Origin of the sequence: Pinisolibacter sp. (assembly GCF_036782435.1) — a bacterium.
Lineage (GTDB): Bacteria > Pseudomonadota > Alphaproteobacteria > Rhizobiales > Ancalomicrobiaceae > CALBKH01.
In genome coordinates this window covers 21,083-33,219 of sequence record NZ_DAIPZB010000049.1, presented here as the reverse complement: position 1 = coordinate 33,219, position 12,137 = coordinate 21,083, and the positions used below count along the sequence as shown (strand labels likewise).

The 12,137-nt window shown below is 63.3% G+C and carries 8 protein-coding genes and 1 pseudogene; 1 reads left to right on the top strand and 8 read right to left on the bottom strand.

The genetic code is table 11. From position 1 onward, the window contains the following. Nucleotides 1-180: 180 nt before the first annotated feature. The 4 genes and pseudogenes from dppD to V7Q42_RS17835 all read right to left on the bottom strand — a co-directional run. Nucleotides 181-318 (bottom strand): annotated as a pseudogene (dppD, locus tag V7Q42_RS17850) (dipeptide ABC transporter ATP-binding protein DppD); the annotation flags it as partial. 58 nt (nt 319-376) lie between these two features. Then, nucleotides 377-3,457 (bottom strand): efflux RND transporter permease subunit, encoded by a 3,081-nt coding sequence (locus V7Q42_RS17845; protein ID WP_333825478.1) that lies wholly within the window; start codon nt 3,455-3,457, stop codon nt 377-379. Between the two features lie 16 nt (nt 3,458-3,473). Further along, nucleotides 3,474-4,586: an efflux RND transporter periplasmic adaptor subunit gene (locus tag V7Q42_RS17840; RefSeq protein WP_333825476.1), complete on the bottom strand. Its 1,113-nt coding sequence runs from the start codon at nt 4,584-4,586 to the stop codon at nt 3,474-3,476. Nucleotides 4,587-4,652: 66 nt separating this feature from the next. After that, entirely contained in the window at nt 4,653-6,149 is a 1,497-nt protein-coding gene (locus tag V7Q42_RS17835) for an efflux transporter outer membrane subunit (protein ID WP_333825475.1), read from the bottom strand. Between the two features lie 215 nt (nt 6,150-6,364). Here V7Q42_RS17835 and V7Q42_RS17830 point away from each other — a divergent pair, with 215 nt between their 5' ends. Then, nucleotides 6,365-7,048, top strand: a complete 684-nt coding sequence (locus tag V7Q42_RS17830; RefSeq protein ID WP_333825474.1) for a TetR/AcrR family transcriptional regulator — start codon at nt 6,365-6,367, stop codon at nt 7,046-7,048. A 197-nt stretch (nt 7,049-7,245) separates the two neighbouring features. Here the strand turns inward: V7Q42_RS17830 and V7Q42_RS17825 are convergent, their stop codons facing one another. The 4 genes from V7Q42_RS17825 to V7Q42_RS17810 form a co-directional block, all read right to left on the bottom strand. Continuing rightward, entirely contained in the window at nt 7,246-9,672 is a 2,427-nt protein-coding gene (locus tag V7Q42_RS17825; RefSeq protein WP_333825472.1) for an MGDG synthase family glycosyltransferase, read from the bottom strand. A gap of 99 nt (nt 9,673-9,771) precedes the next feature. Continuing rightward, nucleotides 9,772-10,476: a CerR family C-terminal domain-containing protein gene (locus tag V7Q42_RS17820; protein WP_333825470.1), complete on the bottom strand. Its 705-nt coding sequence runs from the start codon at nt 10,474-10,476 to the stop codon at nt 9,772-9,774. Nucleotides 10,477-10,655: 179 nt separating this feature from the next. Beyond that, on the bottom strand, nt 10,656-11,675 hold the full coding sequence (locus tag V7Q42_RS17815) for a 2Fe-2S iron-sulfur cluster-binding protein (RefSeq protein WP_333825468.1): 1,020 nt from the start codon (nt 11,673-11,675) through the stop codon (nt 10,656-10,658). Next, the gene (locus V7Q42_RS17810) at nt 11,672-11,944 is read right to left on the bottom strand and encodes a non-heme iron oxygenase ferredoxin subunit (RefSeq protein ID WP_442958226.1); all 273 of its coding nucleotides are present in this window, start codon (nt 11,942-11,944) and stop codon (nt 11,672-11,674) included. The genes V7Q42_RS17815 and V7Q42_RS17810 overlap by 4 nt, the downstream gene beginning before the upstream one ends. Between the last annotated feature and the right edge of the window lie 193 nt (nt 11,945-12,137).

Sequence of the window (12,137 nt, the reverse complement as noted above, 5' to 3'; positions counted from 1 at the left end):
AGTGAATCACGTCAGTAGACGGTCGTCGAGGGCTATCCGCGCACAGGTCTCATTATACCATCGGCCATTGAAAATGACCGATGGTATTCCTGACGCGAATTTCTCATGCCCCTGATGCGAATGAGAAATTCGCGCTCCTTCAAAGGCCGGGTGCGTCAGCACCTCCGGCCCTTGGTATTACGGCGAACGGGCGATCGCCATGGCGATCATGACGCGCCGGCTCATGCCGCCGCAGAGCCGATGCGGGAAGGCCTCGAGCCGGGTCTCGGGAGAGGGAATGCCGACCTGTTCCAGGAGTTCGATCGCGCGGGTGCGTCGGCCGGTCGGGCCGTGACAACATGAAATTCCGCCGCAGCGGAATTTCATGTGACGGGTATCAGTGTGCGATCACCATGTTTCCCTCGCGTTCGGCGGTGTCCTTCGCCTTCGAGCGGTCCGCGGCAATCATCATGTAGAATGCCGGAACCACCAGCAGAGTGAAGATCGTGCCGATCGACATGCCGGTGGCGATGACCAGGCCCATGGCGAACCGCGAAACCGCACCGGCGCCGGTCGCCATGATCAGCGGAACGACGCCGAGCACCATGGCAGCGGTCGTCATCAGGATCGGACGAAGACGAATGGCGGCCGCCTCGATGATCGCATCGTGCTTGGAAAGTCCGTGCTCCTGTTGTTCGTTGGCGAATTCGACCATCAGGATGCCGTGCTTGGAGATGAGGCCGATCAGGGTGATCAGGCCGACCTGGGTGTAGATGTTCAGGCTCGCGCCGCCGATGCCGAGGAAGATGAAGATCAAGGCGCCGGCGATGGACATCGGCACCGACACCAGGATGATCACGGGATCGCGGAAGCTCTCGAATTGTGCCGCCAGAGCCAGGAAGATGATCAGGATGGCGAAGAGGAAGGTCGCGACCATCCCGCTCGATTCCTGCACGAACTGTCGCGACGGACCGCCGTAGTCGATGGTGTAGCCCTGGGGCAGGACCTCCTTGGCGATCTGTTGCAGAGCCTCGAGGGCCTCGCCGGTGGTCACACCCGGAAAGGCGACTCCGCCGATGGTGGCGCTGTTGACCTGCTGGAAGTGGTTGAGCGATTCCGGCACGGTCTTGTCGACCACCGAAGCGACGGTCCTGAGCGTGATCATCGAGCCGTCACCGGCTCGCAGATAGGTGTCGAGGATCTGATCGGCGGTCAGGCGATAGCGCTGCATGACCTGTGGGACGACCTTGTACGAGCGACCGGCGAGCGAGAACCAGTTGACGTGACCGCCGCCGATCAGCGCACCGAGTGCCCCGCCGACGTCGGAGAGTTTCAGACCGAGTTGAGCCGTCTTTTCGCGGTCGATCAGCACCGTCGACTGTTTCTTGTCGATCTTCAGATCGTTGTCGAGGAAGATGAAACGGCCGGTCTTCAGGGCCGCTTGCTGGAACAGGTTCGATACTTCGGCGAGCTGGTCGAAATCATTGGTGGTGCCGATGACGAACTGGATCGGCAACCCGTTGGCGCCGGGCAGCGCCGGCGGCAGGAAGGCCACCGTCTTCAGTCCGGCGTTGCCGTCGAAGATCGCCTGATCGCCGGGCAGCAGTGCCATGGCGGTACGCGATCGTTGGTCCCAGGCCTTCAGGACGTGGCCGAAGATCGTCTGGGATGGCAGGTTCAATTCGAATACCGTCTGTGTCTCAGGAACGGCGAGCAGCCGATCCGAGATCCCCTTGTTGTAGAGTTGGCGCTGCTGCAGCGTGCCGTTGGCCGAGGGCGTGGCGAAGCCGATGACGATGCCCTGATCCTCGTCGGGCGCCAGTTCGCTCTTGGAGCCGACATAGAGGAAGCCGATCGATGTCAAGATCAACGCCGCGAAGACCGCCGTCACCGGCAGATAGTCGATACTGCCCGTCAGCATGCGGCGGTAGCGGGTGGTGACCCAGGACATCACCACGTCGATGGTGTCGACCACCTTACGGTCGAAACGCCCGAGCCGAGCATGCGGCACCAGAAGATGGGCCGACATCATCGGCGTCAACGTCAGGGCGACCACGGCCGAGACCGTCACCGCGCCGACCAGAGTGAAGGCGAATTCGGTGAAGAGCGCGCCGGTCAATCCGCCTTGGAATCCGAGCGGCACGTACACGGCGACCAGAACCACGGTCATGACGATGATCGGGCCGGCGAGTTCGCGCGCCGCCGACAACGCTGCACCGAACGGTGCCATGCCCTCGGCCAGATGGCGTTCGACGTTCTCGACCACGATGATGGCGTCGTCGACGACGAGGCCGATGGCGAGCACCAGGGCGAGCAACGTCAGCAGATTGATCGAAAAGCCGAAGATCAACATCATCGTGAAGGTGCCGACCAACGACAACGGGATGGCGATGACCGGGATCAGCACCGAGCGCCAAGAGCCGAGGAAGAGGAAGACGACCACCGTGACGATGGCCAGCGCCTCGAGCAGAGTGCGGATCACCTCGGCGATCGAGGAGTTCACGAAGTCGGTGGAATCGTAGAGGACGATGCCCTCCAACCCCTCGGGCAGTTGGGCGCGGATCGCCGGGATGGCGTCGCGTACACGGCCGATGACGTCGAGCAGATTGGCGGTCGGAGCGACCTGGATGCCGATGGCGATCGAACGCTTGCCTCCGAAGATCATCGAGGTGTCGTAGTCGTCGGCGCCGAGCGAGATTTCCCCGACATCCTTCAGGCGCACCACGGCGCCGCCGACCTGTTTCACCACCAGATCGCGGAACTCGGCGACCGAATGCAACGCCGTCGAGGCGGTGAGGTTGACCTGGATCATCTGTCCCTTGGTGGAACCGATGCCGGCGATGTAGTCGTTGTTGACCAACGCTGCGCTGACGTCGGCGGCCGTCAACTGATGAGCGGCGAGCCTTTGCGGATCGAGCCAAGCGCGCAGGGCGAACCTCTTGGCGCCGAGGATCTCCGCCGTCTGCACGCCCTCCACCGATTGGAGCTTCGGCTGAACGACGCGCACCAGATAGTCGGTGATCTGATTGGGTTCGAGAATGTCGGAACGGAAGCCGATGTACATCGAGTCGATGGTCTGACCGACCTTCAGCGACAACACCGGTTGTTCGGCGCCGTTGGGGAGCTGATTGAGAACGGAGTTGACCTTGGCGTTGATCTCGGTCAGCGCCTTGCCGCTGTCCCAGTTCAGCCGCAGATTGACCGTGATGGTCGAGACGCTCGAGGTCGAGGTCGACGACATGTAGTCGATGCCGTTGGCCTGGGCTATGGCGCCCTCCAGCGGCGTGGTGATGAAGCCGGCGACGACGTCGGGATCGGCGCCGGGATAGATCGTGGTGACGGTCACGACCGCATTCTGGGTACGCGGATATTGCAGCACCGGCAGCGAGAAAACGGCGCGTAGTCCGAGGACCAGGATCAGCAGGCTCACCACCGTGGCCAACACCGGGCGGCGGATGAAGATGTCGGTGAAGGTCATCGTCCGTTCCCCATCTTCACTTGTCGACCGGCGTCGGCGCCGGATCCGCGGTCGGCACGATCGAATTGTCGACGGTGACCGGTGATCCCTTGTGCAGCTTCAACTGTCCGGCGGTGACCACCGTCTGTCCGGCCTCGATGCCGGCGACGATCGCCACCACGTCGCCGCGCGTCTCGCCGGTCTTGACGAAGATCTGACGCACCGTCTGCTCCGGCGCCTCGCCTTCGACGACGAAGGCGGTATCGCCATAAGGATTGGAGGTGATCGCCGTCAGCGGGAGGGTGATCACACTCTTCGGTGCGCCGACGGTGATCTCGACGCGGGCGAACATGCCGGGCAACAGACGCTCGCCGGGGTTCTGTAAGGTGGCGCGGATCTGGACGTTTCGAGTGGCGGTGTCGACCTTGGGGTTGATCGCGGTGACCGCGCCTTCGAAAACCTCGTTCGGCCAGGTGTCGACTCGTGCGGCGATCGGTTGACCGGCCTTGATCTGCGCCAACGCCTGCTGCGGCAGGAAGAAGTCGATGTGGATCGGATCGAGCGCCTGCAGCGTGACGATCGCCGTGCCGGCGGGCAGGAACTGACCGAGATCGACCGAGCGGATGCCGAGGCGACCGGAGAACGGCGCCTTCAACGTCTTCTTTTCGATCGCCGCCCGCTGGGCGTCGACCTGGGCCTTGGCGTTCCTCAGATTGGCGGCATCGGCATCGACGGTGGCCTGGGCCACCGCCTTGATCTTGAGCTGTTCGACGTCGCGATCGTAGTTGATCTGGCCGAGGCGCAGAGTCGCCTGCAGAGCTTCGAGCCGGGCGGCATCGTCGTCGGACTTGAGCTTCAGCAGGACCTTGCCGGCTTCGACCCGCTCACCCGACGAAAAGGCGATGGCATCGACGATGCCGCTGGCCTCGAGCGCCAGTTCGGCGCCGTCCTTGGCCCGGAGCGAACCGATCGCCGAGAAGCGATCCGCCCACGCCTCCTGGCGAGCGTCCGCCGTGGCCACGGTCTGGCGCGGGTTGGCCATCTCGGCCATCATCTTGGCGATCATGCCCGTCCTGAAGATCTGGAAGCCCGCGAGCCCCCCGAACACCACACCGACCGCCAGCAGCATGAGCAACATGCGCTTCCACATCACGACGTCTCCCGTGAATTCGTCACATTTGGCCGAGCAACCGGGGAACGCCCGGCGATCCCGAGATCAATCTCTTCCGGCGAAGATCTCACCGATCGGGCGCGGCTGCGCCGTGGGACCCTCGTCGATCCGGTTCCACCAGCCGCCGCCGAGGGCCTGGAACAGGGCCGCCGTGTCGGCATGGCGCTGCGCCTGAGCCTTCACCCGAGCGATGCGGGCGGACTGATAGGCCTGATCGGCGGTCAACACGGTCGTCCAGGTGGTGCCGCCCACTTTGAATTGGCTACGGGCGATCTCCAGGCTGCGGGTCGCGACCCGTTCGGCTTCGACCTGGGCGGCGAGCGTCCGGGCGTCGGCTTGAATGGCACGCAACGCATCGGCGACGTTCTGGAACGCCTTGATCACCGTCGAGCGGTATTGCGCCGCCGCCTGATCGCGCGTGGCGATCGCCGATTCGCGTCCATGCAGGAGGGAGCCGCCCTTGAAGATCGGTTGTGCCACGCCGGCCGCCACGTTCCACGCGGCGGTCTCCGCACCGAACAGTTCGGACGGCGAAAGGGCCTGCGAGCCGAAAGCCGCCGACAACGACAGTTTCGGCAACATGGCTGCGGTGGCGACACCGATCTGGGCATTGGCACGGCGCAGGTTCTCTTCCGCCGCCAGGACGTCGGGCCGCTGGCGCACCAGCGACGACGGCAGGCTGAGCGGCAATTCGCCGGGCAGGCGCAGATCGCCGAGCGCGACCTGTTCGCCGCGGTCTTGCGACGGCAGCCGGCCGAGATAGGCCATCAACTGATTGCGGTTCTGAGCCAGCGCTTTTTCCAGCGGAGGCAGTGTCGCCTTGCTCTGAGCCAGATTGGACTCCTGCAGGAGCACATCGGTCTGGGCGACGGCGCCGAGGCCGAACTGCGCCTTCAGGAGGTCGCGCTGTTCGGTCTCGGCACGGATGATATCCTTGATCGCCGCGATCTGCGCGCGGAGCGAGGCATCGAGGATCACCGTGGTGACGACATTGGCGGTCAGAGCCAACTGCGTCGCCTCGAACTGGAAGCGCTGGGATTCCGCCGCCGCCTCGAACCCTTCGATCTTGCGTCGTTCGCCGCCGAAGACATCCAGGTCATAGGAGACCGCGACCGAGGTGTTCGAGAGATCGAAGATCCTGCCGGGTCCGCGCATCCCGTTCTGGGCAGGTGATACGCCGATTCGTGTCTCGCTGGCGGTCAATCCCACCTGCGGCAGCAGCGACCCACCTTCGGCCAGCGCGTTTTCGCGGGCGGCCCGCAGCGCGGCCTGGGCTGCTTCGAGGTCGGGGTGGTTGCGGATCGCCTCGCTGACCATCGCGTTGATCGTGCGAGAGCGGAAGAGCCGCCACCATTCCCCGGGAATATCTCGCCCTTTGACGAAATGCTGAGCATCGCCCCCGGAGACATCGGTCCCGACCGCGCTCGCGGCGCGACCGTCGCTGGTGTACCCTTGGGCGTCCGGCGCCTGTGGCGACGCGAAGTCCGGACCGACCGAGCAGGCTCCGAGCAAGACGACGAGGCCGAACGACGAAACCGACAAATGCGACGTTCGAGTGGGGGGGATACGTCGCGAGGGGACGAGTCGCATGGCTCACCGGAGGCTGGGGAGGGAGAGGTGAATCGTAAAGAGTACTGAACCGTTCAGTTTTTCTTGAACGAAGATGCGCGTCGGCGCAGAATTGGTCAAGCTCGAATTGAACCGACCGGTTCACTTTTGGATGAGAGGCCGGTCGCGGTATGGAAGGCGGTGGGACGATGATGGAAGGTTCGGCACTGCGCACGGAGTCCAAGAGCTCGAAAGTAGGGCTCATCTTCGATGCGGCGTTCAGGCTGTTTCTCGAACAGGGCTATGATGCCGTCTCGACCGATCTCATCGCCAAGACAGCAGGGGTATCGAAGGCGACGCTCTACGCACACTTCGCCAGCAAGGAAATTCTGTTCGCCGAGATTCTCACCGGAAGCTGTGCCGACTTTGCCGCACGCATCCGCATCCCCGAGACCTTCGACGGCGATCTATCCGGCACGCTTCGTCGCTTCGCGCATGATTTCATCGCCTTGTTCCAGGACGACGACGGTTTGGCGATGTACCGGTTGCTGGTAGGAGAGGTCCACCGTTTCCCGAAATTGGCGCTCGCCTTCGAAGCCGAAGGATCGTCCGAAGTGAAGCGTCGCCTGATGAAGCTTCTGGCTCGGATGACGGAGCACGGTGCGTTGAAAATCGAAGACCTGGATCTGGCCGCCGATCAGTTCATGGCCCTGCTTCAGGGGCAGATCCCCTTCGACCGCGCCCTCGGCCTGCCTCCGCTGCCGCAAGCTGTTGTGGATCGACAGATCGAGGCGGCGATCTGGTTGTTCCTGAAGGGGTACGGCGCCGATCACGACGAGGCGAGATCCGAGTGCGGGCGCGCGATTTCGACCACATCGCTGCTCCGCCGATGAGCACTTCCCTCCCTCTGCTACCCCCCTCACGGGACACGCTCGCTCCGAGTGCCGGGCGCAGAGATCGACAACAGCAGGGATCATACCGAGTTCACGAAATCCGGACTCGTCCGAATTTCGTGAGTTGCGGCCTGACCGGCCGGCGCCCGTTCGGGCTTGCCTTCGCCGATGAAGGTCGGAACTACAACGGATCGGTATCAATCGGCTTCATCTGTCCCGCCGATCCACGTGTCCAGGGCCGCCAGCCGCGAGACGCGCCATCGCAATGCGCGAGACCAGACGCGTGCTCGCCATGTAGGCGACGCCGCAAAGCCTTCGAACGTCTGCCTGATCCGGCTTCGAAAGGCCCGAAATCGCGCCGAGGACCGAGCAGACTCGATGGTCTGGACATCGAGCACCCTCGAGCGAAGTTGGATGGAGAGGATCACATCGCACATCTCTCGTAGACGCCGGGCATTGGGCGACCCTATCGCGTCGATCTGTGCTACGGCGCGTTCCAGGAGTTCCTGTGCACCTTCGACGAGTTTGCGAAACTCGTCGTCGAGTCTCGATGGACTGCGAAGCTCGAAATTGAACGACAGAGCGTCGAGGTGGACCGAGATCAGCCGCTGCAGATCGGCGAGGAAGGCTCGTTCGATCGTCGTCTCGTCACGCGTCTGTTCCTGTCGCTTCGAGTCGGATGCGGGCGACCGAAGAATGTCGACCGTCAATCGGCGATCACCCCGGACGCTGCCGACCTGGTGATGTACGGTGCTCTCCAGTGGATCGTTCGCTCGATCGCGCAGGATGTTGGCGATCGAACGCAAGGGTTGGACGAACGACAACGGAAAGCGCGAGAAGCGATAACTCGCCTTGGCGCCGGGCACCTGACGATAGGCGACCAGATCGATCCGCAGGCTGGGATCCGCGGTGAAGACGGTGCGCGCGGCTTCGAACACGTCGAGCGGCATGGCGGGGAATCCGACGCGAGCGCCCCGGGTGCGATCGTCCCATCCGGCTCGCGCGAGAATGCGGCCCACGACGTCCGCGCAGTTGAAACGACTGCGGTCCCAATGCAGTACCCCGCGTCGGTACTCGTCCTCGATCCGGATGACTTCGGATCGCATCGCCTCGAGCCGGTTCGCGTCGACGCCCGCGACGCGGAGGCCGAGCGTCTCGCGGCCGTAGGCCATCCCGTAGGTGTTGGTGTGGACCTGCGACGACGACGGGCGGACCGTACCGTAGAGATAGTCGGACAGGTCGAGATGTTGGAGAAAGTTCGGGTCGCTGGTCGGCTTGGCGATGTGGTTCGCGCTGTAGACGACCGCCCCGAGGCGGATGGCGATGTGGCCGAATGGATTTTCCAGGACGACGCGTTGCGGTGATCGCGCCGTCGAGTAGGACAACAACAGCTCGATGTCGGCGGGGGCGGCGACGTCGAGCCGGGCGAGCGCCTCGTCGACGTCGTCGACCGGCGTCCCGTCCTCCGCGCCGAAGTCGAAGGGCAATTCGATGGGCGTGAAGCGGTCGTCGAAGGCGAAGCGAACGATCTCGTCGATCCGCATGTTTCGGCGAAAGGTGCTCTGCGCCTCGAGCATGGCGTCGAGTTTCGGCGGGCTTTCCAGGAGGTCACGAACGACGTTGCCGATCGTGGTCGGGTCCGATGCGCGGACTGCCATACCAGAACGCGTGAACATTTCCGCGTTCTCGCGTTCGTGACCGCCGATCACATCGAGGAGGACCGTGGGTGTTCCCAGGGCAAAGGCTTCCGACGGCGTCAGTCCACCCGCTTTGGTTATCAGCACATCGACCGCACCGATCAGCGCCACCATCTGGTCGTGAGGTACCAGACCCAGGGCCACCACCGTCGTGTGGTCGGGCAGATGTTGCGCCCGTTCGACGAGTTGGGCCCGGCATGCGGTGTTGGCGCCGCAGACGACGATGATCTGGATCGGCGTCGCGCAGGCGTGCAGGATGCTGTCGATCGCCGTGACCGCATCGCCGAGCCCTTCTCTGCCGGTGGTGATCAGCAGGGTCACCATGTCGGTCGCGAGGCCCATGTCGCGCAATCCTCGGCGAAGGACGCTGCGCTCGAGGGTGGGAACGTCGACCGGCATCCCCGAGGTGACGACCTTGTCGGGCGGCACTCCGGCGGCCAACCAGCGCGCCTCCAGATCGGGATGGGCGAGAAACGTGCGGTCGATTCGCTTGGAGATGCGCGGGAAGTAGCCTTCGAAGTAGTCGGTGTGCAGCCAGCCGATCCGCGTCGACGACAACAGGCCACGCCCCCGCAGCGTTCCGAGCACCTGGGCTGCGCCGTAGTGGGTCGCGAGGATCGCGTCCGGTGCCAGCGCCTGAAGGTAGTGCGCAACCTGGTCTTCCGGATAGTCGTTGGGAAGGTCGGAAAGCGTAGCGGTCTGATTGCCGCGCCGCTTGAACGACAGGAACAGCGCGTCGAAACATTCCGGAAGATTGGTCGCGATGAACCAGTAGAGACGCTCGTCGAGTTCACGCCAAGCCGGATTCATGAACGACCGGATGTCCTTCAGGACGACCTGGGCACCTATTTGCCGATCGAGCAGAGCGCGCCGAATGGCTTTGGCGGCACTGATGTGTCCATTACCGATGGACGAGTAGAAGATCACGATCTTCTTGGGCTCGACGCAAGTCGCAGACGAAGCGTCATCCGTTGAGGGAAGCATCGGGAAGCCTTGACGCAGAGGTTGTGACGGTATCGGAGCGGTTCATCTTTCCGGTGGGGCGGTCGTTCGCGACGGTGATCCGACCGTCGCGAGGATCGTGTCGCTGCGCGCCAGATCCGCGATGATCGCAACGACCCGCTCCAACCGTCCGGTGTCGAGGTGATCCCAACCGAGGCTGCGCAGTAAGGTGTTCCGATGGGTTCGTAGACTGACGACGACCGCCATCAGGATGGCGACCCTCGTGCGGATCTCTTCGTCCGCGGATGTTCCACCGGCCACCCCGGCCACGGCGATCGCGAGAGCATGCTCGAAGGGAGCGAACAGCGCTCCATGAATTATGCGAAAGGCTTCATCCGCATTCTGCTCGCATCGGGCGAAGAAGCGGGTCCAAGAATGAGTACCCGTATCGGCCACGAGACGAGCGAATACCTTCACGGCTTCGACGATCCTGTCGGCCGGATCGCGATGGTCTTCCGCGGCGAGTCGACGGACGATGTCGGCGATCCGGTCCCTGCCGTGATCGGCGATCATCTGTGCCGTGGCGATGTAGAGTTCGCGCTTACCGCCGAAATGATAGACGATCGCGGCCAGGCTGACATCGGCCCGCTGCGATATTTGCCGGGTGCTCGCAGCTTTGAAACCGACCTCACCGAAGACCTCGATTGCTGCATCGAGCATCCGTGCGCGTGTCTCAGCGCTCCGCAATGCATGTCCGTTGGCCTTGCCGTCGAGCAGAGAGGGGTTCATCCGACACCGAAAAAGTTCGAACGAATGAACTTGATATGCGCGATGACTCACGATTGCAAGGCTTGAACAGCGCTCGCAGGCGCGTGTTCCCTCGCCCGGAAAGCCCCAACAACCGGGGTGGTCCCCGCCGGATGGGGACCACCTCGCGGAACCATCCGCGCACAGGTTTCATTTTGCCCCTATGCGAAGCGGTCGGAATGCAACTGCGTGGCCGGCACGCGCAGATCGAGTTGCAGAAGGCCGCGAACGGCATCCGTCATCTGCGGCGGCCCGCAGAAGTAATATTCGTGATCTTTCGCATTCCCCGCTTTCTCCAGCCAGCGGCGCAACGCATCGTGAACGAAGCCACGCTCGCCATGCCATGCGCTGTCGCTTGCCGAATCGGAGACCACGGGAATGATCTCGACACGGTCGCGCAGCAAGGGATCTCCATCGAATGCTTGGTCCAGACAGAGGTCGGACGGCGTGCGGGCACCGTAGAACAGACGTATCCTGCGTCCCTGAAGTTGCGGCTCACGAACCGCGGCCGCGCAGATCGACTTCAGCGGGGAAAGACCCGAACCGCCCCCGATGCACACGATGTCGCGCGGCGCGTCGGGACGGAGATGGGCCATGCCATAGGGTCCATCCAACTCGATGCTGTCGCCGATCCGAAGGTTTTCCGCCAGAACCGCCGTGCCCCGGCCGCCGGGTACGCGCTTGACGATGAAGCGCCACAATCCCTCCGGATTCGGCCGATTGGACATCGAATAGGCCCTGTCGCCCACGACACCCGGCAAGCGCAATAGTGCATATTGGCCGGGCAGGAAATCCGCCTCGCCATCACAACGGAACGTATATTCCACCATATCCCGCGTAAATTCCTGCCGCCCCTCCAGCCGGACCGATCGCACGGTCGGGCTTTTGAGCGGCACGAATTCGGGCTTCAAACGGACCTTCAGCGTGCAATCACCGGAGATCTTGCTCTGGCAGGCCAAACGTCGGCCGCGCGACCGGGCGCGTGCGGAAAGTCCCGGCGCATCTTCCCACGAATCCGCGACATCGCCTTCGACGAGCTCGAACTGGCAAGTGCCGCAACCACCGGAATTGCAGTCATAAGGGAAACCCAAGCCCTTTCGAAGGGCTTCTCGCAGAAGATTTTTTCCAAGCTCCCCCTCGAAATGGCCTTCGCCGACAATGTCGATTCGTGCAGTTCTCATTTCCCTTCTCCGACATCGACGAGAAGATCGTCGCCATCGCGAATGACGGCGTAGGTCTTCAACGGCTTTTCGCAGGGAAACGCAGTCGCCTTGCCGGTACGGACATCGAAACAGCCGCCGTGCTGCGGGCATTCGATGGTTTCGTCTTCGAGCCAACCATCCGTCAGCATGGCGACGCCATGCGTGCAAACATTGTCCGTCACATAATATTCGCCATCGACGTTGAACACGGCCAGATATAGGCCGTTGTCCGTGTCGACGCGCAACATCTCACCGGGCTGAACGTCGCTCGCCGCACAGAGCCTGACCTCACGTCCCGTTTGAACAATCCGACTCATCTCTCTCACTTTCGTGGCAATCGAAACACCGCATGGAGCTTTCCTCGATCGGGGCACATGGACTCACGGCCGCCGCTGCCGCCCCCTGTCGGCCGGAGGCGCAGACCTGTCGTCTGCGCCTCCG

Coding starts and splice junctions, on each gene's coding strand:
- V7Q42_RS17845 (WP_333825478.1), bottom strand. CDS start 3,457: ATGACCTTCACCGACATCTTCATCCGCCGCCCGGTGTTGGCCACGGTG.
- V7Q42_RS17840 (WP_333825476.1), bottom strand. CDS start 4,586: ATGTGGAAGCGCATGTTGCTCATGCTGCTGGCGGTCGGTGTGGTGTTC.
- V7Q42_RS17830 (WP_333825474.1), top strand. CDS start 6,365: ATGATGGAAGGTTCGGCACTGCGCACGGAGTCCAAGAGCTCGAAAGTA.
- V7Q42_RS17820 (WP_333825470.1), bottom strand. CDS start 10,476: ATGAACCCCTCTCTGCTCGACGGCAAGGCCAACGGACATGCATTGCGG.
- V7Q42_RS17815 (WP_333825468.1), bottom strand. CDS start 11,675: ATGAGAACTGCACGAATCGACATTGTCGGCGAAGGCCATTTCGAGGGG.
- V7Q42_RS17810 (WP_442958226.1), bottom strand. CDS start 11,944: ATGTTGCGCGTCGACACGGACAACGGCCTATATCTGGCCGTGTTCAAC.